Consider the following 23,447-nt stretch of genomic DNA (forward strand, 5'->3'; position numbering starts at 1 on the left):
ATGGGTGAGTTCGGCGAACTGGCGCGCGGCGTACTGAAGTCCGGCCGCAACCTGCTGCCGGTGATCGCGGTCGTCGCGTTGTTCCAAGCGGTGGTGCTGCGCGAAATCCCGGAGGGGGTCCTCCCCGTGATCGCGGGTCTGGCGCTGGTCGCGGTCGGAATCGGGCTGTTCCTGCGCGGCCTCGAACTGAGCGTGTTTCCGGTTGGGCGCAGCCTCGCCAATGCCTTCGCAGAGAAGGGCTCATTGCCGTGGCTGCTCGCGTTCGGCTTTTGCCTCGGCTTCGCGGCGGTGATCGCCGAGCCCGCACTGATCGCGGTCGCGCACAAGGCGCAGACCGTCAGCGACGGCCTGATCCAGGCGTGGACGCTGCGCATCGTCGTCGCCGGCTCGGTGGGGGCCGTGGTCGCACTCGGCATCCTGCGCGCGGTACTGAACCACCCCGTCCACTGGTACCTGATCGGCGGCTACCTGCTGCTGGTGCCCGTTACTTACCTGACGCCGCCGGAGGTCACCGGGCTGGCCTACGACGCCGGGGCGGTCAGCGCCAACATCGTGACCGTGCCGCTGGTGGCCGCGCTCGGGATCGGCCTGATGGCGTCGCTGCGCGGTCGCAGCGTGCTGGCCGACGGCTTCGGCCTGGTCGCGCTGGCCGTGTTCGCGCCCCGGGTCGCGGTACAGATCTACGGGATCGTCGTCTACGCGTTCGAGCCGGGCGCGCTCGCGGGCTACACCGGGGCAGCAACGGCTCCACTGCCCGCGGACGACGGCCGTGCGGGACACGCTGCGCTGGTTCTGCTCGCGACCGACCTGCTGCGGATCCTCGGCAACCTGCTGCCGATCGTCGCGGTGGTCCTGGCGTTCCAGCTGCTCGTAATCCGCCGCCCGCTGCTGCATCCGCACCGGCTGGCGGGCGGTTTCTTGTTCCTGGTCGCCGGGCTGTTCGCGTTCACCGAGGGGCTGCACCTCGGCCTGTTCCCGATCGGCGAGCATCTCGCCGCGGGTCTGGCAGGTGCCGGCAGCGCCGTGTTCCTGTACCTGTTCGTATTCCTGCTCGGCTTCGCCGCGACACTGGTCGAGCCGGCGCTGATCGCGGTGGCACAGCGCGCCGGCACGCTGGCGCCCCGGCGCCTGCATCCGCCGCTGATCCGGGGCCTGGTGGCCCTGGGCGTCGGACTCGGCTTGGGAGTCGGCACCGTGCGCCTGGTCACCGGATGGCCACTGGACCACGTGCTGGTATTCACGGTGCTCGGGCTGATGCTGTTGACCCTGCTCGCGCCACGCGACCTCGTGGGCTTTTCGTTCGACCTGGGCGGCATCGCAACCTCGGACGTCACCGTCCCGGTGATCGCCGCACTGGGCGTCGGGCTCGCAGTCGCACTGGAGAGCGACGACGTGCTGCTGGACGGCTTCGGACTGGTCGCGCTGGCGTCGCTGTATCCGATCGGCGTGGTGCTGCTCTATTCGATCTTCACCCGCGCGGCGCCCTCGGAGCGGCATTGAGCAGATCCCGTTTCACGACAAGCCTCACGGGCTCCTCCATCCCGCGGACCGGGAGCGCAGTCCCGGCCGGTGTCCCCACCTGCACATGCGGCGCACCGGGTACCCCGGCCGATTGCCAAGACCCGGCGAGCCACGGAAAGCACGGACAGACACGGAAAAAGGGCTTGATCCGTTTCATCTTCCGTGGGTTCCGTGTTCTTCCGTGGCTGTATTTTCGCGCTAGCAGCCTGCCGGACTTGGGCTGCTAGACGGCTGGCGCGGCGTCGAGCCGCCCCAAACGGTCGCGTTCTCCTTCGCCGGCCTGAAGGCCGAGCCTTGCCTTGCACCGGGTCAACCGAGGCCGCGCCCCCAAGGCCGAGCCCCCCAAGGCTCAGACCCCATCCTCGATCGGAACCGCCGGGGGATCGCCGGTGTAACGTTCCGTTTCGGGATGGAAAGCGAACCAGGCGAACCAGAACGCGATGAGACTCGTCAGTTCTTCGCCCCGGGAATCGAACACACGGCCGGTCTGGGCATCCGCGTCGACGTCGAGCGTGATCACCTCGCCTCCGAGCGTGTCCTCGACGCGATGGCGGCCCGTTTCCGGGAATTCCGCGAACGGATAGGCGCGGGCATGGTCGCCGATCCGCACTCCCAGCACCGGGGTCTTCGGGTGCATGGCCTGCATCCGGAAGCGGACCGGGAACATCAGGGCCTCGTCCTCGGCATAGGCCGCGTACGGATCGCGATCATAGTTGCGAGCGTAGTCGGTGTCGCGCGACAGCACCCGGGTATCTGGATGCTCGGCATGCCAGGCTTCCCAGGTGGTATTCGCGAGCGGCACCATCGCCAGCGTCTCACCGCGCCGAGGGCCTGCGATCGCGCGCGCCGCGATCTGTGACCACAGGGACTCGGTCTCGCGGTCGTACAGCAGCACGTCGGAGTTATATAGCAGCCCGGACACGCCGAACGTCCGGCGCGAGCCGTCCGGCTGCCCGGCCTGGAACGCGATGCCAGTGAAACACAGCGGGCAGTATGTCACCGCGATCGGTTCCGCGCCGAACAGGTCGTTCACGACCTCGTGATAGTTCATGATGCCCAGCGGATACGCCTTGGCCACACCGTTGCGGAAGACCCCCAGCACCCGGTCGTCGTCCCGCAACCCGTGGGCGCCGCCGGCACCAATGAATTCCGGATCGGTCAGCGCGGGAATCCCGTCGCGCGGCGGTCCGCCGCGATGGATCTCGTCCAGCGGGACCGCACTGTTCGATACGTCGAAGCCGTTCATCGTCTGAGCCCGTGTGTTATCGGGCGAGGTGTTATTGGGCGAGCAGCCGTGCGCGAACAGCGCGAATGCGAGCATGGCCGTGGCGAGGAACCCCGCGGCAAGCAGCGCGCCCCCCGCCTGATCATCGCGGCCGTGCGGGGAACGCTGAACGGTTCCATGGTCTCGATGCGCGAACAGGGCCTTCAGCCGTGAGCGCAGCGCGGCACGGCCTGGCGCTCGAGTGCCGGTCGATCTGCCGGGCCGCGCCTGGATGGCAGCGCTCGACTCGCCGTTTCGGAGCGCATTCTCCGGTGTTTTTCTGATCTTGAAATGGTTCATATTGGTACCCTCCGCTTACAAGGTACCGACGGCCAGGCCGCGATGGAGTACGTGGTATCGCGTAGCGCAGCTGCGGCCTTGCTCGCGCTCAGAAGCGGTAACGGGCCCGAACCTCGACGCGCCAGTCGTTCTGGCGTTCGCCGAACTCGCTGTCGCGGCCGCCGGTCCGCAGCGCCAGGCGGCCGCGCAGTTCCAGGTCGGTCACACCGGGATCGGAATCAGCCACTATCGGAACCGGCATGGGCCATGGCGCAGAAACCAGGATCCCGAGTCCAGCACTGCGAGGTCGGACGGCAACGCCCGGGTGCCGGCGGTGGCCACTGGCAACCGAGCGCCCACAGCACAAGAGCGAGCCTACCGGCGAAACAACCCCTCGCCGCGCGTTCCTTCACCCGGGTCTGGTTCGAAGCACGCGGACCGCACCACGCAGGCGTTCGATGCGCCCCGTCGCTTCGAGCTTCGCCAGCGCGCGGTACAGCGCCTCGTGGGTCAGGCCGATTTCCTCGGCGACGTCCTTCCAGGTACCTTCCGGCCGGTAGAACCTTCCCGCGTCCACCTGCAGGCGCAGGAACAGTAACAGCCGCTCCGCAGCCGCACGCACCTGCCGCACCTCGAGCCGCGTGCGCAGACCCTGCACGCGGCGAGCCAGTCCAGCGGCGAAATCGAACAACGCATTGGGGTCGCCGCGAAAGCGGGCCACCAACGCCGTCCGCGGGTAGAAATGCAGCTCGGCATCGTGCACGACGCGCGCGTCACAGTGATAGCAGGAAGAAAACAGCGACGCCTCCGCGAACAGTTCCCCAGGGCGCACGGTATGGACCGGCACCGTCGTACCGTCAGGTGTCACGCGTTCCAGACGAACCCGGCCGGTCACGAGCCGGAAGATGCCGTAAGCCGGGGCGTTGCGATGGAACAACAGTGCACCGGCCGGCAGCTGGCGCAGCACCGGCTGCACGCCGGCGATCGACGGATACCCGGTACCCGTTCGACGCGGCCCGGCAGATCGCTGGTCGCCTGATGCGTTCCGCTCCATATGATCCCAATCATATATCGGCGAGCCCGTTGCCGCCATGATCGCGGTCCACGAACCGGACCGGAGAATCCATCGATGAAAAAGGCTCTGTTGCTCCCGATCCTGTGCATTGCCCTGCCTGCCCTGGCACAACCGCCCCATGCGCACCCCCATCCGGGCCACGGCGAATCGCACATCCACCCGGATCCCGGGCACACGGCCGAGACCGCGTCCGGCCCGAATGCCGGCCACGGCACCAAGGCCGCTGACCATCATCACCATGCCACGTATGCAGGACTCCAGGATCGGCGGATCAAGGCCCTGTCCGACCAGCAGATCGAGGATCTGATGGCCGGGCGCGGGATGTCGATGGCCCTGCCCGCCGAACTCAACGGGTACCCCGGCCCGGTACACACCCTGGAACTGGCTCGGGAACTCGATCTTTCGGCCGAGCAGGAGCGGCAGACCCGCCAACTGTACGCCGAGATGCAGCACGAGGCGCGCGCACTTGGCGAACGGCTGATCGCCGCGGAAGAAGTACTGGACCGGCTGTTCCGCGACGGCGATGCCACTCCCGAAAACGTGTTGGCCGCGGCACTCGAGGCCGCCCGTGCGCAGGGAGAGCTGCGCGCAACCCACCTTCGGTACCACTTGCACATGATCGACGTGCTCACGCCCGAACAGGTCGAACGCTACAACACGGTACGCGGGTACCACTGAGCGGGTTCCGCCGCGGAGCACGGCCTCTCGGCGGCAGGCGATCGCAGGCGATAACGCGTACCCGCCCAGCGGACGCCACCGCCGGGCATGGTGCCGCACGCGCTCCGCGTGGCATAGCGACGCCGGACGCGGCCAGCGCAGGCCCCTCGCTCACCGCCGCCAGAACGCGGGCGACAGCAGTACCAGCACGGTGAAGATCTCCAGGCGCCCGAGCAGCATCGAGAAAACGAGCACCCACTTGCTGAAATCGCTGATGCCGGCGTAGTTCGCGCCGACGTCGCCGAGGCCAGGCCCCAGATTGTTCAGCGTCGCCGCCACCGCGGAGAAGGAGGTGACCTGATCGAGCCCCGAAGCCATCAACACCAGCGTCATCAGCGCGAACACGAGAATGTAGGCGGCCATGAAGCCCCAGACTGCCTCGACCACCCGATCCGGCATCACCCGCTCGTTCACCTTGACCGCGATATGCGCATGCGGATGGATCAGCCGCTGGATCTCGCGCAATCCCTGCTTGGCGAGCAGCAGTACACGGATGACTTTCATCCCGCCGCCGGTCGATGCGGTGCAGCCGCCGACAAAGGACAGGAACACCAGCATCACCGGCAGAAATCCCGGCCACAGGTGAAACTCGGTGGTCGCATAGCCGGTGGTGGTGCCGATCGATACGGCATGAAAGATCCCCTGGCGCAGTGCCTCGGGGGCGTCGGCGACCACTCCCGCGTAGAGCAGATAGCCAACCGCGATCGCGGCGCCGGCCGCAAGCAGCAGCAGGTAGAACCGCACCTCCTCGTCCCGCGCGTAGGGTGCGAGACCCTGGCGCCTCACCGCCAGGAAATGCAGCGCGAAGTTCATCCCGCCCAACAGCATGAAGACCACGGCCACGGATTCGATCAGGGCGCTGTCGAAATGGCCGATGCTCGCGTCGTAGGTGGAGAACCCACCGATCGCGACCGTGCTGAACGAGTGGGTGACCGCGTCGAACGCCTCCATTCCGGCCGCCCAGTACGCGAGCGCGCGGGCAACCGTCAGACCCAGGTAGATGAACCAGAGGTTGCGCGCGGTCTCGGCAATGCGCGGCGTGAGCTTGTTGTCCTTCAGCGGGCCGGGCATCTCGGCGCGGAACAGCTGCATGCCGCCGATCCCCAGCAGCGGCAGGATCGCCACGGCCAGCACGATGATCCCCATGCCGCCGAGCCACTGCAGCTGCTGCCGGTACCACAGCAACGCCCGCGGCAGGTCGTCGAGGCCGACGATCACCGTCGCGCCGGTGGTGGTCAGGCCGGACATCGATTCGAATACCGCGTCCGTGAGCGAGATATGAAGCGCGGGGTCGAGATGCAGCGGCAAGGCCCCGAAAATACCCAGCACCAGCCAGAACATCACCACCACCACGAACCCGTCGCGCACATGCAGGTCGCCGCGGGACCAGAAAAACGGAACCCAGATCAGCAAACCGGCCGCCAGCAGAATGAAAAAGGCGTGCAGGAAGACCCAGAGGCTGGCCTCGCCGTATATCCAGCCGATCAGCGCCGGGGGCAGCATGGTCAGGCTGAACAGCGTCACCAGGATGCCGAGCAGCCGCAAGGTGGTGGCGAGCTGGATCATCCGCAACGCACGCCGGGATTCGAAGGGAACGGGTGAGCGGGACCGGTCGGCATCGGATCAGAAGAACAGGGGGCTGGGCTGGAACAGCCGCTGCACCGCCGGAACCTGAGCGGCGTCCGCAAGGAACAGAATCGCGTGATCTCCGGCCCGGACGACGGTGTCGTGATGCGGGATGATTACCTCGTCGCCACGCACCAGTGCACCGATGCTGGTGCCCCCGGGCAGTTCCAGATCGGCCACCGTGCGGTCGACGACCTGCGAAGTCTGCGCATCCCCGTGCACCACCGTCTCGATCGCCTCGGCCGCGCCGCGGCGCAGGCTGTGCACGGCCGTGGTCCCGCCTTCTCGCACCTTCGCGAGCAGTGCCGCCACCGTGACGAGCTGTGGCGAGATCGCGATGTCGATCGTACCGCTCTGGACCAGGTCCACATAGCTCGGCCGGTTGATCAGGCTGATCACCTTGCGCACTCCGCGGCGCTTCGCGAGCATGCCGGCAAAGATGTTGGCCTGGTCGTCGTTGGTCACGGCGCAGAACACGTCCGCGTGCTCCACGCCAATCTCTTCCAGGAAACGGTCGTCGGACGCGTCGCCCTCGAGCACCAGGATTTCCGTCGGCAGATCGACCGCGAGCAGCGCCGCCCGGGCCGGGTCGCGCTCGATCAGTTTCACGTGGTAGTCCTCGCCCAGCGTCTCGCCCAGCCGCCGACCGATGTTGCCGCCACCCGCGATCACCACTCGCCGGTAGGGCCGCTCCAGATGCCTCAGTTCGGACATGACCGCACGGATGTTGCGCTTGGCGGCAACGAAGAAGACCTCGTCGTCGCCCTCGATCACCGTGTCACCGTCCGGCGGCACCGGGCGGTCGCGCCGGAAGATCGCGGCCACCCGGGTCTCGACCCCGGTACGGCTCCCGCGCAACCGGCGCAGCTCGCGCCCGACCAGCGGACCCTCGCGGTACGCGCGGACCGCGACCAGCGCGACCCGGCCGCCGGCGAAATCCAGCACCTGCAACGCCCCGGGGTGCTGAATCAGCCGGTGGATCTGGGTGGTCACAATCTCCTCGGGGGAAATCAGCATGTCCACCGGCACCGCGTCGCGCGCAAACAGCTGCGGATACCGTCGGTAGTCCTCGGCCCGGGCCCGGGCGATCCGGGTCTCGACGTTGAACAGCGTCGACGCGACCTGGCAGGCCATCATGTTCACCTCGTCGGAGTCGGTCACCGCGACCAGCAGCTCGGCGTCCTCGGCACCCGCGGCCTTCAGCACCGGCGGATGCGCGCCGAACCCCGCCACGACCCGCACGCCGAGATCGTCCCGCAATACCTCCAGGCACCGGGGATCCCGGTCGACCACGGTGATCTCGTGGCCATCGGCACCGAGCGCCTCGGCCAGCGAATAGCCCACCTGACCGGCACCCAGGATGATGATCTTCTTCATGAATATCCGAAGCCCACGGCTGTCGCGCCCCCTGGCACGCCGCCCGCGCGGATGCTGCCGGCGTTGTGCTCCCGTATGCTACTGCCCTGCCCCGTCCCTGGCCACCGCCCGTCCCGGAGAATCCGCCCCACGTCATGGTCCCAACTCCCCAGGCATCGCCGAGGCAATCGGCGATACACCCGCAATCCGAACCCACCGGCGCCCGACCCGACACCGGCTCGGCGGATCGGGTGCCAGCGATCGGCATCCGCGGCCTGCGCAAATGCTACAACGGAGTCGCCGTGGTCGACGGCGTCGACCTGACCGTCCCGTCCGGCGAGTTCTTCGGCCTGCTCGGACCCAACGGGGCCGGCAAGACCACCACGCTGCGCATGCTGCTGGGGCTGACGCCGATCGACGAGGGCGAAGTGCAGGTGCTCGGGCACCCGATCCCCGAGTGCGAGCGCGAGGTGCGCCTGCGGCTCGGCGTGGTGCCCCAGTTCGACACGCTGGACCCGGATTTCACGGTGGAAGAAAACCTGTTCACCTACGCCTCGTATTTCGGGCTCTCGGGTCCGGCCCTCGAGCGGCGCGTCGGCGACCTGCTCGAACTCGCGAACCTCGAAAGCCGGCGCCAGTCGCGCATCGATACCCTTTCCGGCGGCATGAAGCGCCGGCTGACACTGGCGCGGGCGCTGGTCAACGCCCCGGAACTGGTGATCCTCGACGAACCGACCACCGGCCTGGACCCGCAGGCGCGGCATCACCTGTGGCGCCAGCTGCGGCGGCTGCGCGAGCGCGGGGTGACGCTGGTGCTGACCACACACTACATGGAAGAAGCCGAGGAGCTCTGCGACCGCGTCGCGATCATCGATCGCGGCCGGATCATCGCCTGCGACTCGCCGCGGGCATTGATCGCGGCCCACGTGGAACCCTGGGTGATCAGCCTGAACACGCCTTCCGCGCGCGAATTCCTGGCCGAACGCGGCGACCTGCCGGCCCGGATGCACGAAATCGCCGACACCTGGCTGATCTACACCGCCGATCCCGCGGCAGTCCGGGGTACGCTGGAGGCGGCGGGGCTGGCCCACTCGACCCGTGCCGGCAATCTCGAGGACGTGTTCCTGAAACTCACCGGCCACGAACTGCGCGACTGAGATGCACAACGCATTGCAACCGTTGCTGTTGCGGCCGAGCCTGCGCTTTGTCGCGGTGTGGCGGCGCAACCTGCGTGTCTGGCGCAAGCTCATCATGCCGTCTCTGCTCGGCAACTTCGGCGAACCGGTGCTGTACCTGCTGGCGTTCGGCTACGGTTTCGGGCGCCTGGTCGGAGAGGTCGAGGGCATGAGCTACATGGTGTTCATCGCCTCGGGGATCATCTGCTCCAGCGCGATGTTTACCGCGAGCTTCGAGGGGATGTACTCGGCCTACACGCGCATGGCCGAACAGAACACCTGGCTGGCGATGCTCGCGACGCCGCTGACGCTGGACGACATCGTGTTCGCCGAGGCCGTCTGGGCCGCGACCAAGGGGCTGATCAGTTCCGGCGCGATCCTGATCGTCGCCAGTCTGCTCGGCCTGGTCAGCGACCCGCGGGCACTGCTGGCACTGCCGATCGTGTTCCTCGCCGGGTTCACCTTCGGTTCACTGGCGCTGGTGGTCACCGCATTCTCGCGCAGCTATGACTTCTTTCTCTATTATTTCACTTTAGCTGTTACACCCATGCTACTGCTTTCAGGCGTTTTCTTCCCGCTTCGAGAGTTTCCCGACTGGGTACAGCACCTGGCATTCGCGCTGCCGCTGGCCCACGTGGTGGAGGTCGTGCGCCCGCTGATGACGGGTTCCTGGCCGACCCAGGTCGGCCTCCACCTGGCTGTGATCGCCGCCTACGGCGTCGCCGCGCTGGTCGCCGCCACCGCGCTGATCCGCCACCGCCTGATCCGCTGACGACACGGCCCGCACGCAGGCAGGCAGGCAGGCAGGCACGGCATCTCCCCCACCGCCTGCACATGCGCCAAGCGCCGGGGTCGTGCGTCCTGCGTCGGCACAACCTGCGCGGAAGGCGCGGCCCGCAGACACAACAGCGCCACTTGCACCGGCTCAGCCGTCGCTGGATACTGTTCATATGAACAGCATCCAGCGACGGCTTCAGCCATGAAACTCACCGCGCGCCAGCAGGAGATCCTCGCGTTCATCCGCGGGCAGGTCGAGGAGCGGGGCTCGGCCCCAACCCGGGAGGAGATCTGCCGGGCCTTCGGCTTTCGCTCGCCCTACGCGGCCGAGTGCCACCTGCGTGCGCTGACCCGCAAGGGCGCGATCGAACTGGTCAGCGGCAGTGCCCGCGGGATCCGCCTGCCTCGCGGTTCCGGACCGGCAGACGAATTGCCCCTGGTCGGGCGGGTCGCCGCCGGCGCGCCGATCCTGGCCGTCGAACACCTGGAAGGCCGCTACCGGGTCGACCCGCGGCTGTTCCATCCGCGTCCGGATTACCTGCTCCGGGTTCGGGGCGAAAGCATGCGCGATGCCGGAATCCTCGACGGCGACCTGCTCGCGGTGCGGCAGAGCCCCGAGGTCCGGAACGGGCAGATCGTGGTCGCCCGGATCGACGACGAGGTCACGGTGAAGTACTTCCAGCGCACCGGAGACCGCGTGAGCCTGCTGCCGGCGAACCCCGACTTCACGCCGATCGCGATCGACCCCGGCCACCGGGAACTGGTCATCGAGGGGATCGGGGTCGGCGTGCTGCGCGCGCTGAAGGAATAGATTCAGTCACCGGAAAGCGCGTGATGACGGCATTGGAGGAACTGCTGTCCCACCCCCGGATCTGGCGCGGAGACGCCGCCGGGGCCACCCGGACCCCGGTCCGGCCCAGCGGCATCGCGGCGCTGGACCAGGCCCTGCGCGGCGGCTGGCCGCAGGGACAGCTGATCGAGCTGATTGGGAGCCCATTCGGCAGCGGCGAGACGCGGCTGCTGTTGCCGGTGCTCGCGGACTGCGCCCGCGAACATCGGCGGATCGTGCTGGTCGCGCCGCCCGCCACGCCCTGGACACTCGGCTGGCGGCAACTGGGAATGGATCCGGAACGGATCCTGCTGATCCGGGCCGGCAGCGGCGACGACGCCATCTGGTGCTGCGAGCAGGTGCTGCGCTCTCCCGGCACCGGGGTTCTGCTGGCCTGGCTGCGGGATGCCGGCAGCGCCTCGCTGCGCCGGCTGCGCCTGGCTGCGGCCTCGGCTCATGCCTGCGGGTTCGTCTACCGCCCGGCACCGGCGGCACGACACCCCTCCCCGGCCCATTTACGTATCCACTGGCAGGCACGGCAGGACCACCTGTATCTGCAGATCCTGAAATGCACCGGCGGCGTGCCGCCGCAGGAGCGGCCGATACGGGTTTCCCTGGCCACCTGGAATCGGCCGCCGCCGGGGCCGAACATGCGGCACCCCCATGAAGACGGGAGCTGAACGGCCGGGAGTGCCGCCGGCCGGGAACAGCGGCCGCATTCAGCTCGCATTGCTGCCGGAAGCGTCCCGGGTGGCTCCCTATCCGGGGCCAGAACCCGGCCGGCCGCTGTGGCTGGCGGTCTGGCTTCCGCACCTGGCACTGGATGCCCTGGTGCAGACCGGGAATGCCCAGCCGGGGCCGCTGATCGTCGTGGAAGAGCAGGGTCGGCCCCGGGTACACGACGGCAACCGGGCGGCGCGCCGCGCCGGCGTCGTGCCGGGGATGCCGCTGGCCGACGCGCTGGCGGTACTGAATGCGCCGACGGTGGTCGAACACCGCCCCGACACCCTGGAACTGCACCTGCACACACTCGCCTCGGTCCTGCTGCAGTTCAGCGACCACGTCTGCCCGGAACCGGACGGGCCGCGTATCCTGCTCGAGATCGGTCGCAGCCTGCGCCTGTTCCGCGGCATGGAAGTGCTTGCCCGGCAGATCGCGGATACGCTGCGCGGGCTCGGCTACAGCGCCCGGATCGGCATTGCCCGGACACCGGCGGCAGCGCGGCTTCTGGCCGGGCAGCGCGGCGCGGCGCGGCCCGCGAACCGCGACGCGCTGCGTCGCGCGCTGTCGCCGCTGCCGCTGGCCGCGTTGCCCCTGCCCGGGCACACGTTCGCCGGGCTGCGGGCCGTCGGCCTGCGCCGGATCGGCGAACTGCTGCGTCTTCCGCGCGGGGAACTCGCCCAGCGCCACGGAACCGTGCTGCCGGTGCTGCTCGACCGGCTGCTCGGGGACACCCCGGAAGTGCTGCCGCGGTTCCGGCCGCCGGAAACCCCGGTCTTTCAGCTGGAGTTCGACCGGGAGATCACCACGTCCGGCGCGCTGCGCTTTCCGCTGAGGCGCCTGCTGCTGCAAATGGAACACGCGCTGCGTGCCCGGCAGCGTGGCGTCCAGCGCCTGGAACTCGACCTTCTGCACCGCGAACGCACGACCCGGCTGGCACTGGAACGCAGCCACGCCGGCAGCCGCGCGGACGACTGGCTGGAACTGTGGAACATCCGTCTTTCCCGGCTGACGCTGCCGGCACCGGTGCGTGCCCTGCGGCTGCACCCGGGATGTCTGCTGCCCGGCACCACGGATACCGCAGGTCTATTCCATGCGTCCGCCTCCGGAGCGCCTGACGATTCCACGCTGCTGGCCCGGATCCGGGCCCGCCTCGGCGATCGCGCGGTGCTGCGGCTCGAACCGACACTCCACCCGTTGCCCGAACATGCGCAGGCCGAACGCACCGCGGACAACCCGCCACGCGATGCACCGGCGGCGGTGACCCCGGCACAGTATGCGGCCGGCGCGGCGCTCTGGCTGTGCCCGCCGCAGCCCTGTGCCGCACCGGCCGCGCCGGCATGGCTGGGGCGGCTCGAGGGAGGCTGGTGGGCCGACGGCAACGATCAGCGCCGCGACTACGCGCTCGCACGCGACCGCGACGGACGGCTGCTCTGGCTCTTCCGGGATCTGCGCAGTGGCAAATGGCAGCTGCTGGGCTTCTGGGGCTGATCGCCGGCAGCGGGGTTCCGCATCCGCCGAGGCACGGTCCTGGGGCCACCTCCACACCACCCCCTTTTGCGCCTTACGTTAGCGTGTTCCGCCCTACGCCACTACCGCTCCTCGCGCAGGCGACCTTCGACGTACTTGTGGAGAATGCTTGCGACCAGGGTCTGGTAGGGAATGCCTTCCGCCAGGGCTTTCTTCTGGAGGCCGCGCAGATCCCTGGAGGAAAGCCGGATATTGATCCGTGCGTCCTTCCTGAACATCGCTTCCGCGTATTCCCGATGCCGTTTCTGGATGTCCGCTGCATCGGGTGCCTGCTTGAGCTCGCCGGCCTCAAAAGCCTCCAAGAGTTCGTGCTCGTCTTGATCCAGCCTGCTCATCTCGGACCTCCTAAATAAATCTTGGTCGCTTTCCGACTCGGAATGATCGTCTTCAGAAAGACCTCGTCTTCCGACTCCACGAAGGGTAGGAGATAGGCATACCCCTCCATTTCGATCACGTGGATCTGCTGGCCTGGATAACGCTCCTGATTCGGGTGCTCCAACGTATCCAGAATGCCGCCTGCCGACATATGGAACACGACATCCTCGAAGGAAACATGCCTTTCCTGTTGCAGTTGCCTGTTCTTCTCCGGATCCCAGGTGATCGGCTTCATGCACCTCAAGGTAGCACAAAAGGTGCCTTTTGTACTCAAAGGCCCCGCTGCGCGGAACTCCGTCTGGTCCACGGACGAAGGCACCACGAACGAGATACTGGGGAACTTACCGTAGAAGCGCCTTCGAGAAGTCGTCGAGTCAGGCGGACGCCCGGCGCAGTAGCACGATGGCTTCCGCGGCGATGCCCTCGCCGCGGCCGGTGAAGCCGAGGCGCTCGGTGGTGGTGGCCTTCACGTTCACGGCGGTCAGCGGCAGTCCGCAGTCGGCGGCGATGTGCTCGCGCATCGCGGGGATATGCGCGGCCATCTTCGGCGCCTGGGCGATGATCACGCTGTCGACGTTCACCGGGACCCAGCCCTCGGCCCGGACGCGAGCCAGCACCTCGGCCAGCAGCCGCCGGCTATCCGCACCCCGGAACCGGGGGTCGGAATCGGGGAAGTGCCGACCGATGTCCCCCAGCGCCGCGGCCCCGAGCAGCGCATCGCAGAGGGCGTGCAGCAGCACGTCGCCATCGGAATGGGCCACGAATCCCCGGTCGAACGGGATCCTTACGCCTCCGAGCACCAAGTGATCGCCCGCGCCGAACGCGTGGACGTCAAAGCCCTGCCCGATGCGCAGTTCCGATCCCATCGTCCGCGTCCCTCCACCTCAGCCCGCGGCCTGCGCCGCCTGCATCTCGCGCAGCCGGACGTGGCGGATCATTCCGTCCACCAGCACGAACAGCACACCGGCGGTCAGCAGGTGCCAGAGCCAGTGGGTTCCGACCACCGCCCAGTCGCAGAGCATCAGATCGAGTGCCCGGACCACCAGGGCGAGCAGGAAGATCGCGCTGGCCAGCAGCAGGTCGCGCGCCAGACGCCGGTCGACGCGTGCCGCCAGCCCGATCCCCACCAACAGCAGCGCCAGCAGTGGCACATAGCCCCCCGTGCCTCCGAACACCTCCAGGGGCAGGCCGGTCGCCAGCGCCGCCAACCCGATCGCGGTCAGCAGCCACGCAATCGACACACCGCCCGGGCCGAGCCGCTGCGTGCGCACCAGGAACACGCTCCAGTACGCGATCACGAACGCGCCCAGCGCGGCGCGGTCAAGCCAATGCAGCCAGGCAATGCCGCTCGCGTGCCAGAGCACGGCGGCCAGACCCACCGCGGCCATCAGCGCGGCGAGCAGGTGCAAATCCCATTGCTCGCGCCAGCGCGCACGCTCGAGTTGTTTCCACGACTGCCAGGCCGCGACGAAATACGCCAGCCCCGAGGCAGTGTTCAGCGGTTCCGCAAACCAGCCCGGGGCAGTCCGCTCGCAGTAGTACGGGGTCATGCCCCGTCTCCGCAGGTGTCCGGCCGATCACTCACGATGCAGCCCCTGCAGAATCGCACCGAGGAAATCGCTGGCCCCGACGCCCGGGATGTCCAATCCCAGATCGCTCATCGCGGTCGCGATGCGCCCCTGCAGCCGCGCGGCATCGGCCTCGGCGCTGGTCGGCAGCACCGCACCGCGCAGCCGCTCGGCAAGCCGCTGGATGCCATCCGACGGAAACACGGTGAAATCACCCGAGAACTCGATGTCGTCGACGACGTTGTCCCGGGTCAGGATGCGGGTGCGGATCAGCCCGCCGCGGGCCTTGTGCATCCCCTCGACCAGGTAGGTTCCTGCGGCGATCTTCACGCCGGACGCGACGAGACGCCGACCGCTCTGCAGGGTCCATTCCGGATCCTGCAGCAGATCGCGGACCCCGACCAGCGCCTCCCGTTCCGCATCGGTCAGTTCGGAGGCCACAGGCTCCAGTCCGAGATGCGTCTCGACGGCGTCCAGGAACAGCGTCTTCACGCGCTCGCGCTCCGGCGCCTGCCCCAATTCCCGAGTCAGGGTGGTCATGTAGTCGTGCATCCCCTGGCGAAGCTTGTCGCGGAACTTCTCGGAACTCACCTTAAGACACTTCGCCATCGTGTCGATATCGAAATCGAACATGAAGCTGCCGACCATCACGGTGGCATCGTTGATGCGCGCCGACCCGGTGCCCCCGATCTTGCGCCCGTTCACGTGGATGTCGTTCACCGGGCGGAACACCGCGGGAACGCCCAGTGCCTGGTAGGTCGCCAGTACCGGCGCGACGAAATGCGAGTAGATCGCCTCGACCCGGGCCGGCGCGAACCGGTGGGGATACACGAAATGGAAGAACATCTGGTCGCGATTCAGGTAGACCGCGCCGCCCCCGACATCGCGCCGGATCAGCGGCAGGCCCTGGCGCTCGCAGTAGGCCGTGTCCACCTCCTGCTCGACGTCCTGATGCAGGCCTACCGACACGAACGGACGAGTCGGGTTCACCAGCGTCACCACCGGGTCGTCGTCGGGCCCCATCATCTCGGCCACGGCATGGAAAATGGCCATCGACTCCAGTGGCGACACGAAGCCGGCATCGATTACGCGAATTCGCTTCATGGTCGGTCTCCCAGTCGGTCTTGCCTTGAAAGATAGAGATGCGCGATCTCGAGATCCTCGGGCCGCGTGATCTTGATGTTCACCGGGCTTCCCTCCACCAGGCGCGGATGCCATCCAACCCGCTCCATCGCGCTCGCTTCGTCCGTGACGGCCACGCCGGCCGCCGCGGCCGCCGCGAGCGCATCGCGGAGCACGCCCAACCGGAACATCTGCGGCGTCAGGGCCCGCCAGACCCGGCTGCGATCCAGAGTCCGTTCCACCCGGCCCGCCGCATCCGACAGCTTCAGCGTGTCGGTACTCGGCGCCACCAGCAGCCCCCCCACCGGATCTCCGGTCAGGGTCTGCAACAAGCGGTCCAGATCCTCGGCCGGCAGGCAGGGGCGTGCAGCGTCGTGCACCAGCACCCAGTCGTCGGCGTGCGCCCGTTCGGCCAGAAAGGCGAGCCCATTGTGCACCGAATCGGCACGCTCGGCGCCTCCGGTGACCTGAAACAGGCGTCCGCCGGCCTCGGGAAGGTCCAGTGCATCGGGGTCGATTCCCGAACCGACTACCAGCACCACCCCGCGGATGCGGGGATGCTGGAGAAAAATGGACAGCGTATGCGCCAGCACCGTGCGCCGGCCCAGCGTCAGAAACTGCTTCGGCCGATCCGAGTTCATGCGCCGGCCGACCCCGGCCGCCGGGATCAGGGCCCAATACGCAGGCTTGGCGGCCTCAGTCACCATGATTGCCCGCGGGCGCCCCGGGCGCCACCTCCGATCCGATCAGGAAAAAGAACGTCTCGTCTTCCCGGATCATGCCGAGATCCCGCCGGGCCCTTTCTTCGACCGCCTCGGTGCCGCTGCGCAGATCGTCGACCTCGGCCTCCAGCGCCCGATTCCGGGCCCTGAGCCGCTCGTTCTCCGCCTCCTGCAGCCGCTTCACGTCGCGCAGTTCCCGGACATCGCGCCACCCTCCCTCGCTGAACCACAACGGCCACTGCAACGCCAGCAGCGCCAGGAACAGCAGTCCCATGACCCAGCGCATCAGCCGGTACCCGCGCCCACATCGATCCGGTCAGCCACACCCTGACACACGCAGCATGCGTGCGGCCACGCCGGTGCTGGAACGCACCGCCCGGGATCCCATTCAGATCGCCTCCCGGCGGCACTTCCGCAGCCGGGCATCCGGGAGCGGCGGGAACGCGGTCATGGTGCCGAAGCCGCGGCCCGGAACGCGGCGATGCCGGGGTAGCGCGCGCGCGCGCCCAGCATCTCTTCGATGCGGATCAGTTGGTTGTACTTCGCAACCCGGTCCGAGCGCGACAGCGACCCGGTCTTGATCTGGCCGGCTCCGGTCGCAACCGCGAGATCGGCGATGGTCACGTCCTCGGTCTCGCCGGATCGGTGCGAGATCACCGAAGTGTAGTTCGCCGCGCGGGCCATGCCGATGGCCTCGAGGGTCTCGGTCAGCGTCCCGATCTGGTTCACCTTGATCAGGATCGAGTTGGCAACGCCGCGGTCGATGCCGTCCCGCAGGATCGACGTGTTGGTCACGAACAGGTCGTCACCGACCAGCTGAACGCGATCGCCGAGCCGATCCGTCAGCGTCTTCCAGCCGGCCCAGTCGTCCTCGGCCATGCCATCCTCGATAGTCAGAATCGGGTACTGCTCGACCCAGTCCGCGAGGTAGTCGGTGAACTCGTCGGCGGTGAACGCACGCCCCTCGGAGGCCAAATGGTAACGCCCGTCGCGAAAGAACTCCGAACTCGCGCAGTCCAGCCCGATCCAGATGTCGTCGCCGGCCTTGAAACCGGCGCTGTCGATCGCCTCCAGGATCACCTCGATCGCGGCGGCATTCGACGGCAGATCGGGCGCGAAGCCGCCCTCGTCGCCCACCGCGGTGACCAGCCCACGCCCCTCCAGCACCTTTTTCAGCGCATGAAACACCTCGGCACCGTAGCGCACGGCCTCGCCCAGGCTGGCGGCCCCGACCGGCACGATCATGAATTCCTGCATGTCCACGCTGTTGCCGGCGTGTGCGCCACCGTTGATGATGTTCATCATCGGCACCGGCAGAAGGTTGGCATGCGGACCGCCGAGGCTGCGAAACAGCGGCAGCCCCTCGTCCGCCGCCCGCGCATGCGCCAGCGCCAGCGACACCGCGAGCACCGCGTTCGCCCCGAGGCGTTCCTTGTTCGCGGTCCCGTCGAGTTCGATCATGCGCCGGTCCACCGCCTGCTGGTCCGCTTCCGCACCCCGCAGCGCGTCGCGGATCTCGCCGTTTACGTGCCCCACCGCGCGCTGCACGCCCTTGCCGCCGTAGCGGTCACCGCCGTCGCGCAGTTCGATCGCCTCGCGCGTTCCTGTGGATGCGCCCGACGGCACGGCCGCGCGCCCGCGGGCGCCGGAGTCCAGCACGACGTCGGCCTCGACGGTCGGGTTGCCCCGGGAATCGACGATCTCCCGGGCGTGAATCTCGGCAATCTGCGACATGACTTTCTCCTTGGAAGACTGGACTCCCGGAACCCGCCCGGGAGTGGAATCCGGTGTTGGCGCGTGCGCTGGCGGCAGCGCTCAGCCCAAATCAAACGCCGCCTCGGCGAACGGTCGCGCCTTGACGACGCGATCCAGTTCCACCAGGGTCTCGAGCAGTTCCTGCATGCGCGCCAGCGGCCAGGCGTTGGGGCCGTCGGACAATGCCTGCTCCGGGTCCGGGTGGGTCTCCATGAACAGCCCGGAGACCCCGGCCGCCACGGCGGCGCGGGCGAGCACCGGGACGAACTCCCGCTGCCCCCCCGAAGCGCTGCCCTTCCCGCCCGGTTGCTGCACCGAGTGGGTCGCGTCGAACACGACCGGGCAATCGGTACGACGCATCACGGCCAGGCCGCGCATATCGGAAATCAATGTGTTATATCCGAAAGATACACCGCGTTCACAGACCATGATCCGGTCGTTGCCGACCTCGCGCGCCTTGTCGACGACGTTGTCCATGTCCCAGGGCGCGAGGAACTGGCCCTTCTTGATATTCACGGGCAAGCCCTGCCGTGCGACGTTCTGGATGAAATTCGTCTGGCGGCAGAGGAACGCCGGGGTCTGCAACACGTCGACCACGCTGGCGACTTCGTCCAGCGGGGTGTCCTCGTGCACGTCGGTCAGTACCGGCACCCCCAGGTCCCGCTTCACCTTCTCGAGGATCCGCAGGCCCTGTTCCAGCCCCGGCCCGCGGAAGCTGCGGGTGGACGAACGGTTGGCCTTGTCGAACGACGACTTGTAGATGAACGGGATGCCGAGCGCTGCAGTGACCGACTTCAGGGTTCCGGCGGTATCCAGCGCGAGCCCTTCCGACTCGATCACGCAGGGACCCGAAATCAGGAAGATTGGCCGATCCAGACCGGCTTCGAACTCGCAGAGTTGCATCGGACCTCTCATGCGACGGGCGGCTGTGCCCGGCCCGCCTTGGCTTCCTGGTGACGCCGCGCGGCGGCGACGAAACCGGTGAACAGGGGATGCCCGTCGCGCGGCGTCGACGTGAACTCGGGGTGGAACTGGCAGCCGACGAACCAGGGGTGCTCGCGCAGTTCAATCGCCTCGACCAGCGCGCCGTCCTCCGAGTGCCCGGAGAACACGAGACCGGCTTCCTGCAGTCGCTGCTTGTAGGCATTGTTGAATTCGTAGCGGTGCCGGTGGCGTTCCTGGATCCGCGTGCTCCCGTAGGTGCGCGCCATCAGCGAACCTTCTTCCAGTGCCGCGCTCTGCGCACCCAGGCGCATCGTGCCGCCCAGGTCGCTGGCCGCGTCCCGCTGTTCGACCCGGCCCTCGCGATCCTGCCATTCGGTGATCAACGCGATCACCGGGTGCGGGCTGTCCGGGGCGAACTCGGTGCTGTGCGCGCCATCCAGTCCCGCGACATGGCGCGCGAACTCGATCACCGCCACCTGCATGCCGAGGCAAATCCCGAGGTAGGGAATGCCCTGCTCGCGGGCATAACGCACGGCCTCGATCTTCCCCTCGACGCCGCGGGCGCCGAACCCTCCAGGAACCAGGATCGCGTCGAGCCCGTCGAGTTCGGGGACCCCCCCGGATTCGGCGCTCTCCAGTTTCTCGGAATCGACGTAGCGGATGCGTACCCGGGTGCCGGTATGGATCCCGGCATGCGTCAGCGCCTCGTTGATCGACTTGTAGGACTCGGTCAATTCCACGTACTTGCCGATCATGCCGACCGTGACCTCGGAGTCGGGAAACTCCATCGCCGTCACCACGTGCTTCCAGTCGGACAGGTCGGCCTGGGGCGCCTCGATATGCAGCTTGCGCAACACGATCTCGTCGAGCTTCTGGGAATGCAGCCAGAGCGGGATCTTGTAGATGTTGTCGACATCCACCGCCGAAATGACCGCCCTTTCCTCGACGTTCGTGAACAACGCGATCTTCCGCCGTTCCCCTTCCGGAAGCGGCTGGTGCGTGCGGCACAGGAGCACATCCGGCTGGATCCCGATCGAACGGAGTTCCTTCACGGAATGCTGGGTGGGCTTGGTCTTGATCTCGCCCGCCGCCGCGATGAACGGGACGAGGGTCAGGTGGACGAACAGCGCGTTCTCGTGACCGAGTTCCACGCCCATCTGGCGGATCGCCTCGAGGAACGGCAACGACTCGATATCGCCCACGGTTCCGCCGATCTCGACCAGCGCGATGTCCGCGTCCGCGGCGCCAGCGCGGATCGAGCGCTTGATCTCGTCGGTGATGTGCGGGATGACCTGCACCGTGCCGCCGAGGTAGTCACCGCGGCGCTCGTTGCGGATCACGTTCTCGTAGATCTGGCCAGTGGTGAAGTTGTTGCGCCGACCGGTGCGAATGCGCACGAAACGCTCGTAGTGCCCCAGATCGAGGTCGGTCTCGGCTCCGTCGTCGGTGACGAAGACCTCGCCGTGCTGAAACGGGCTCATGGTCCCCGGATCGACGTTGATGTAGGGATCGAGCTTCAGCAGGGTGACCTTCAGACCCCGCGCCTCGAGGATCGCACCGAGCGATGCCGATGCAATGCCTTTGCCCAGAGACGACACCACGCCTCCGGTAATGAATACGTAACGCGTCATGCGGGAACCCGTCGATCTACGGCCGGCAAGCGGCCGGAACGCCGGCGAAGGTTATCAAAAGCGCACGCAACCCTCAATCGGAATCGCTCGGCGCGCGCGCGCTCCCCGACTCGCGGCGCCCATCAGCCGGCGCTGCAACAGGCCCGCGGCGTCTCGGCATCACGGCCGCCGCAGGGGAATGGTCGCACGCCGACCGATCCGGGCTACGCTCCGCGTGCTGCCACAGGGCCGCGACCCATTCATCACCCAGGCGCACCAGCGGTACCCGCGGGCGTTGCCAGGGTGGAATGCCGCGCGCCTGCATCAGCGTTTTCAGCGAGCGCCGCCCGCCAGGCGTGCGCAGCACCTCGCCGCCTTGCCGGAACCCGATGCGCACGCCTTCGCCCGAGTGGATCCCCACTGCCCGCAGTTCGGCTGTGGTCAGCACGCGGCCATCGGGGAGCGTCATCTCCGGCGCCCCCGATGGCCAGTCGAGAAGCGTGCCGGGTGGTGCCGGTTGCGCGAGTTCCCCCGCGCGAAGCAGGTACAGCACACCGCGGTAGGTGCGCAGGCTGCACCCGCTCCACTGCAGTCCGGGGCTGGAATCAGGCCTGGCCTCGGCGAGCTGGCGCAGGAACTCGAGCAACGGTCCGCGCCGGGGCGCAGGGGCGCCGGCACGTTCCAGGAAACGGCGGAGCAGCCAGGATCGACGGCCGGGAGGCTGCCTCAGGAACGCGTCCATGCGCAGCGTCCACGGCACGGGGCCGTACAGGCGATCGAGGATCGGATCGAGCAGACCCTCGAGCACCTCGACCGCCTCCGCCTGCAGACCCGCGGCGGCACCCAGCCGCGGTTCGACCGGAAAGCGCTGCGTCAGCAGGGGCAGTATCCGCCGGCGCAGGTAGTTGCGATCGAAGCGGGTGTCGCGGTTGCTCGGATCCTCGACCCATTTCAGATCCTGTGCCTGCGCATAGGCGGCGATGGCCGCGGCTCCGACGCCGAGCAGCGGCCGGCCTAGCCAGCCCAATCCGAGCGCGCGCAGCGGCGGCATCGCGGCAAGACCGGAGGGGCCACTGCCCTTCAGCGCCGCGAGCAGGAAGGTCTCGGCCTGGTCCCCGGCGTGGTGCGCGGTCAGAACGCAGGATCCGATTGACAAACCCTCTGCAAGCGACTGATACCGCAATCTTCTTGCAGCCGCCTCCAGCCCCTCACCGCTGCCTCCCGGAACCTGGATTCTACGCACCTCGCAGTCCACCCCGAGCCGGGCCGCAAACCGCCGGCAGTGTTCCGCCTGAGCCTGCGCGTGTTCGTGCAGGCCATGGTGCACATGCATCGCGGTCAGCCCCCGTCCGGAGTCGAGCCGCGCGAGCGCGTGCAGCAGCACAGTGGAATCCCGGCCGCCGCTGAACGCGACGCGCAGGGCGTCGATTTCGGGTTGATCCGCGAGAAAGGCCCGCAGCGCCGCCGTGACCGCGTCAGCCTGCCGGTTCCTGGAACGCGCCATAGTCCATCAGCCGCTGGTAGCGCCGCTCCAGGCGCCGCTCCGCGTCGAGGCCTTCGAGCTCCTCGAGCGTCTCGAGCAGCGCCGATTTGATCCGGGTCGCCATGATTTCCGGGGCGCGATGCGCCCCGCCCAGGGGCTCGTCGATCACCCGGTCGACCAGCCCCAGGTCCCGCAGACGCTCGGAGGTGATCCCCAGCGCTTCCGCGGCCTCGGGTGCCTTTTCCGCGCTTTTCCAGAGAATGGACGCGCAGCCCTCCGGCGAGATCACCGAGTAGGTCGAATACTGCAGCATCATCGTCGCGTCGCCGACGCCGATCGCCAGCGCGCCGCCCGAACCCCCCTCCCCGATCACCGTGCAGACGATCGGGGTATCGAGCCGCGCCATCACCATCAGGTTGCGGGCGATCGCCTCGCTCTGGCCGCGCTCTTCCGCCCCGACGCCGGGATAGGCGCCCGGGGTGTCGATGAACGTGAACACCGGCAGCCGGAAACGCTCGGCGAGTTCCATCAGGCGCAGCGCCTTGCGATACCCTTCGGGCCGCGGCATGCCGAAGTTGCGATGGATTTTCTCCTTCGTCTGGCGCCCTTTCTGGTGCCCGATCAGCATCACGGGACGACCGTCGAGCCGCGCGAGGCCACCCACGATGGCCGGGTCGTCGGCAAAGGCGCGGTCCCCGCGCAGTTCGACGAACTCGGTAAAGATCTGCGGGATGTAGTCCAGCGAATACGGGCGGCGCGGGTGGCGGGAAAGCTGCGCAACCTGCCAGGGTGTGAGCCGCGCGAAGATGCTCTCGGTCAGGCTCAGGCATTTCTCCTCGAGGCGCTGGATCTCTTCCTGCAGGTTCACTTCGGCATCGTCGCCGACGAAACGCAGATCCTGGATCCTGGCTTCCAGCTCGACAATCGGCTGTTCGAAATCGAGAAAATCGGGATTCATGCCGCGTCCCATTCCTGGCCGTTCAAACCGCGAATTGTAC

At 68.0% G+C, this 23,447-nt stretch carries 24 protein-coding genes and 1 pseudogene; 8 read left to right on the forward strand and 17 right to left on the reverse strand.

Features of this window, described 5'->3' with window-relative positions:
* Nucleotides 1-1,500: a DUF1538 domain-containing protein gene (locus TVNIR_RS08780; protein WP_015258654.1), complete on the forward strand. Its 1,500-nt coding sequence runs from the start codon at nucleotides 1-3 to the stop codon at nucleotides 1,498-1,500.
* Between the two features lie 370 nt (nucleotides 1,501-1,870).
* Here TVNIR_RS08780 and TVNIR_RS08785 read toward each other — a convergent pair whose 3' ends face one another.
* On the reverse strand, nucleotides 1,871-2,767 hold the full coding sequence (locus TVNIR_RS08785; RefSeq protein ID WP_015258656.1) for a DUF3179 domain-containing protein: 897 nt from the start codon (nucleotides 2,765-2,767) through the stop codon (nucleotides 1,871-1,873).
* Nucleotides 2,768-2,815: 48 nt separating this feature from the next.
* Between TVNIR_RS08785 and TVNIR_RS20675 the strand changes: the two genes are divergently transcribed.
* Nucleotides 2,816-2,959, forward strand: coding sequence for a hypothetical protein (locus TVNIR_RS20675; RefSeq protein WP_015258657.1), 144 nt, complete (start codon nucleotides 2,816-2,818; stop codon nucleotides 2,957-2,959).
* Nucleotides 2,960-3,173: 214 nt separating this feature from the next.
* Here TVNIR_RS20675 and TVNIR_RS19775 read toward each other — a convergent pair whose 3' ends face one another.
* Together TVNIR_RS19775 and TVNIR_RS08790 are read right to left on the reverse strand one after the other, a co-directional pair.
* Nucleotides 3,174-3,311 carry a hypothetical protein gene (locus TVNIR_RS19775; protein WP_015258658.1) on the reverse strand — a complete coding sequence of 46 codons (138 nt, stop codon included), beginning with the start codon at nucleotides 3,309-3,311 and terminating at the stop codon, nucleotides 3,174-3,176.
* Nucleotides 3,312-3,473: 162 nt separating this feature from the next.
* Nucleotides 3,474-4,040 (reverse strand): Crp/Fnr family transcriptional regulator, encoded by a 567-nt coding sequence (locus tag TVNIR_RS08790; RefSeq protein ID WP_015258659.1) that lies wholly within the window; start codon nucleotides 4,038-4,040, stop codon nucleotides 3,474-3,476.
* 153 nt (nucleotides 4,041-4,193) lie between these two features.
* Here TVNIR_RS08790 and TVNIR_RS08795 point away from each other — a divergent pair, with 153 nt between their 5' ends.
* Nucleotides 4,194-4,817 carry a Spy/CpxP family protein refolding chaperone gene (locus tag TVNIR_RS08795; RefSeq protein WP_015258660.1) on the forward strand — a complete coding sequence of 208 codons (624 nt, stop codon included), beginning with the start codon at nucleotides 4,194-4,196 and terminating at the stop codon, nucleotides 4,815-4,817.
* Between the two features lie 150 nt (nucleotides 4,818-4,967).
* Here TVNIR_RS08795 and TVNIR_RS08800 read toward each other — a convergent pair whose 3' ends face one another.
* Together TVNIR_RS08800 and trkA are read right to left on the reverse strand one after the other, a co-directional pair.
* Nucleotides 4,968-6,422 (reverse strand): TrkH family potassium uptake protein, encoded by a 1,455-nt coding sequence (locus TVNIR_RS08800; protein ID WP_043739536.1) that lies wholly within the window; start codon nucleotides 6,420-6,422, stop codon nucleotides 4,968-4,970.
* A gap of 57 nt (nucleotides 6,423-6,479) precedes the next feature.
* The gene (gene trkA / locus TVNIR_RS08805) at nucleotides 6,480-7,859 is read right to left on the reverse strand and encodes a Trk system potassium transporter TrkA (RefSeq protein ID WP_015258662.1); all 1,380 of its coding nucleotides are present in this window, start codon (nucleotides 7,857-7,859) and stop codon (nucleotides 6,480-6,482) included.
* A 230-nt stretch (nucleotides 7,860-8,089) separates the two neighbouring features.
* On the opposite strand from trkA, the gene TVNIR_RS08810 reads away from it, so the two are divergent.
* The 5 genes from TVNIR_RS08810 (at nucleotide 8,090) to TVNIR_RS08830 (ending at nucleotide 12,830) form a co-directional block, all read left to right on the forward strand.
* Nucleotides 8,090-8,995 carry an ABC transporter ATP-binding protein gene (locus tag TVNIR_RS08810; RefSeq protein ID WP_043739537.1) on the forward strand — a complete coding sequence of 302 codons (906 nt, stop codon included), beginning with the start codon at nucleotides 8,090-8,092 and terminating at the stop codon, nucleotides 8,993-8,995.
* Nucleotide 8,996: 1 nt separating this feature from the next.
* Complete coding sequence (locus TVNIR_RS08815) at nucleotides 8,997-9,785, forward strand: ABC transporter permease (RefSeq protein ID WP_015258665.1); 789 nt, start codon at nucleotides 8,997-8,999, stop codon at nucleotides 9,783-9,785.
* Nucleotides 9,786-9,992: 207 nt separating this feature from the next.
* On the forward strand, nucleotides 9,993-10,601 hold the full coding sequence (gene lexA, locus TVNIR_RS08820) for a transcriptional repressor LexA (RefSeq protein ID WP_015258666.1): 609 nt from the start codon (nucleotides 9,993-9,995) through the stop codon (nucleotides 10,599-10,601).
* Nucleotides 10,602-10,624: 23 nt separating this feature from the next.
* Complete coding sequence (gene imuA, locus TVNIR_RS08825) at nucleotides 10,625-11,299, forward strand: translesion DNA synthesis-associated protein ImuA (RefSeq protein WP_015258667.1); 675 nt, start codon at nucleotides 10,625-10,627, stop codon at nucleotides 11,297-11,299.
* A 112-nt stretch (nucleotides 11,300-11,411) separates the two neighbouring features.
* On the forward strand, nucleotides 11,412-12,830 hold the full coding sequence (locus tag TVNIR_RS08830) for a Y-family DNA polymerase (protein ID WP_043740443.1): 1,419 nt from the start codon (nucleotides 11,412-11,414) through the stop codon (nucleotides 12,828-12,830).
* A gap of 101 nt (nucleotides 12,831-12,931) precedes the next feature.
* On the opposite strand, the gene TVNIR_RS08835 is transcribed toward TVNIR_RS08830, so the two are convergent.
* From TVNIR_RS08835 to TVNIR_RS08890, 12 genes and pseudogenes are all read right to left on the reverse strand, one after another.
* Nucleotides 12,932-13,204, reverse strand: a complete 273-nt coding sequence (locus TVNIR_RS08835; protein ID WP_015258669.1) for a hypothetical protein — start codon at nucleotides 13,202-13,204, stop codon at nucleotides 12,932-12,934.
* Nucleotides 13,201-13,479, reverse strand: coding sequence for a BrnT family toxin (locus tag TVNIR_RS08840; protein ID WP_015258670.1), 279 nt, complete (start codon nucleotides 13,477-13,479; stop codon nucleotides 13,201-13,203). The genes TVNIR_RS08835 and TVNIR_RS08840 overlap by 4 nt, the downstream gene beginning before the upstream one ends.
* Nucleotides 13,480-13,618: 139 nt before the next feature.
* Entirely contained in the window at nucleotides 13,619-14,110 is a 492-nt protein-coding gene (gene ispF, locus TVNIR_RS08845; protein WP_015258671.1) for a 2-C-methyl-D-erythritol 2,4-cyclodiphosphate synthase, read from the reverse strand.
* Nucleotides 14,111-14,128: 18 nt separating this feature from the next.
* Nucleotides 14,129-14,794, reverse strand: a complete 666-nt coding sequence (locus TVNIR_RS08850) for a ceramidase domain-containing protein (protein WP_015258672.1) — start codon at nucleotides 14,792-14,794, stop codon at nucleotides 14,129-14,131.
* Nucleotides 14,795-14,821: 27 nt separating this feature from the next.
* Nucleotides 14,822-15,916, reverse strand: a complete 1,095-nt coding sequence (locus tag TVNIR_RS08855; RefSeq protein WP_015258673.1) for a lipoyl protein ligase domain-containing protein — start codon at nucleotides 15,914-15,916, stop codon at nucleotides 14,822-14,824.
* Entirely contained in the window at nucleotides 15,913-16,641 is a 729-nt protein-coding gene (gene ispD / locus TVNIR_RS08860; protein WP_043739538.1) for a 2-C-methyl-D-erythritol 4-phosphate cytidylyltransferase, read from the reverse strand. Before ispD ends, TVNIR_RS08855 begins: the two co-directional genes overlap by 4 nt.
* Before the next feature lie 28 nt (nucleotides 16,642-16,669).
* A pseudogene (ftsB, locus tag TVNIR_RS08865) lies at nucleotides 16,670-16,942 on the reverse strand (cell division protein FtsB); the annotation flags it as partial.
* A 161-nt stretch (nucleotides 16,943-17,103) separates the two neighbouring features.
* A complete protein-coding gene (gene eno, locus TVNIR_RS08870; RefSeq protein ID WP_015258676.1) occupies nucleotides 17,104-18,390 on the reverse strand; it encodes a phosphopyruvate hydratase in 1,287 nt (428 codons plus the stop codon).
* An 81-nt stretch (nucleotides 18,391-18,471) separates the two neighbouring features.
* The gene (gene kdsA / locus TVNIR_RS08875; RefSeq protein ID WP_015258677.1) at nucleotides 18,472-19,314 is read right to left on the reverse strand and encodes a 3-deoxy-8-phosphooctulonate synthase; all 843 of its coding nucleotides are present in this window, start codon (nucleotides 19,312-19,314) and stop codon (nucleotides 18,472-18,474) included.
* Between the two features lie 8 nt (nucleotides 19,315-19,322).
* Entirely contained in the window at nucleotides 19,323-20,987 is a 1,665-nt protein-coding gene (locus tag TVNIR_RS08880) for a CTP synthase (RefSeq protein ID WP_015258678.1), read from the reverse strand.
* Nucleotides 20,988-21,060: 73 nt separating this feature from the next.
* Nucleotides 21,061-22,470: a tRNA lysidine(34) synthetase TilS gene (gene tilS / locus TVNIR_RS08885; RefSeq protein WP_015258679.1), complete on the reverse strand. Its 1,410-nt coding sequence runs from the start codon at nucleotides 22,468-22,470 to the stop codon at nucleotides 21,061-21,063.
* Nucleotides 22,442-23,407, reverse strand: coding sequence for an acetyl-CoA carboxylase carboxyltransferase subunit alpha (locus tag TVNIR_RS08890; protein WP_015258680.1), 966 nt, complete (start codon nucleotides 23,405-23,407; stop codon nucleotides 22,442-22,444). The genes tilS and TVNIR_RS08890 overlap by 29 nt, the downstream gene beginning before the upstream one ends.
* Nucleotides 23,408-23,447 lie beyond the last annotated feature (40 nt).

Origin of the sequence: Thioalkalivibrio nitratireducens DSM 14787 (assembly GCF_000321415.2) — a bacterium.
Classification (GTDB): domain Bacteria; phylum Pseudomonadota; class Gammaproteobacteria; order Ectothiorhodospirales; family Ectothiorhodospiraceae; genus Thioalkalivibrio; species Thioalkalivibrio nitratireducens.

Excerpts from the sequence above, each read along its gene's own strand:
- TVNIR_RS08815 (WP_015258665.1), top strand. The coding sequence starts at position 8,997 with ATGCACAACGCATTGCAACCGTTGCTGTTGCGGCCGAGCCTGCGCTTT.
- TVNIR_RS08785 (WP_015258656.1), bottom strand. The coding sequence starts at position 2,767 with ATGAACGGCTTCGACGTATCGAACAGTGCGGTCCCGCTGGACGAGATC.
- eno (WP_015258676.1), bottom strand. The coding sequence starts at position 18,390 with ATGTCGCAGATTGCCGAGATTCACGCCCGGGAGATCGTCGATTCCCGG.
- trkA (WP_015258662.1), bottom strand. The coding sequence starts at position 7,859 with ATGAAGAAGATCATCATCCTGGGTGCCGGTCAGGTGGGCTATTCGCTG.
- ispD (WP_043739538.1), bottom strand. The coding sequence starts at position 16,641 with ATGGTGACTGAGGCCGCCAAGCCTGCGTATTGGGCCCTGATCCCGGCG.
- TVNIR_RS08850 (WP_015258672.1), bottom strand. The coding sequence starts at position 14,794 with ATGACCCCGTACTACTGCGAGCGGACTGCCCCGGGCTGGTTTGCGGAA.
- kdsA (WP_015258677.1), bottom strand. The coding sequence starts at position 19,314 with ATGCAACTCTGCGAGTTCGAAGCCGGTCTGGATCGGCCAATCTTCCTG.
- TVNIR_RS08835 (WP_015258669.1), bottom strand. The coding sequence starts at position 13,204 with ATGAGCAGGCTGGATCAAGACGAGCACGAACTCTTGGAGGCTTTTGAG.
- TVNIR_RS08880 (WP_015258678.1), bottom strand. The coding sequence starts at position 20,987 with ATGACGCGTTACGTATTCATTACCGGAGGCGTGGTGTCGTCTCTGGGC.
- lexA (WP_015258666.1), top strand. The coding sequence starts at position 9,993 with ATGAAACTCACCGCGCGCCAGCAGGAGATCCTCGCGTTCATCCGCGGG.
- TVNIR_RS08795 (WP_015258660.1), top strand. The coding sequence starts at position 4,194 with ATGAAAAAGGCTCTGTTGCTCCCGATCCTGTGCATTGCCCTGCCTGCC.
- TVNIR_RS08840 (WP_015258670.1), bottom strand. The coding sequence starts at position 13,479 with ATGAAGCCGATCACCTGGGATCCGGAGAAGAACAGGCAACTGCAACAG.
- ispF (WP_015258671.1), bottom strand. The coding sequence starts at position 14,110 with ATGGGATCGGAACTGCGCATCGGGCAGGGCTTTGACGTCCACGCGTTC.
- tilS (WP_015258679.1), bottom strand. The coding sequence starts at position 22,470 with ATGGCGCGTTCCAGGAACCGGCAGGCTGACGCGGTCACGGCGGCGCTG.
- TVNIR_RS08890 (WP_015258680.1), bottom strand. The coding sequence starts at position 23,407 with ATGAATCCCGATTTTCTCGATTTCGAACAGCCGATTGTCGAGCTGGAA.
- imuA (WP_015258667.1), top strand. The coding sequence starts at position 10,625 with ATGACGGCATTGGAGGAACTGCTGTCCCACCCCCGGATCTGGCGCGGA.
- TVNIR_RS08855 (WP_015258673.1), bottom strand. The coding sequence starts at position 15,916 with ATGAAGCGAATTCGCGTAATCGATGCCGGCTTCGTGTCGCCACTGGAG.
- TVNIR_RS08800 (WP_043739536.1), bottom strand. The coding sequence starts at position 6,422 with ATGATCCAGCTCGCCACCACCTTGCGGCTGCTCGGCATCCTGGTGACG.
- TVNIR_RS08780 (WP_015258654.1), top strand. The coding sequence starts at position 1 with ATGGGTGAGTTCGGCGAACTGGCGCGCGGCGTACTGAAGTCCGGCCGC.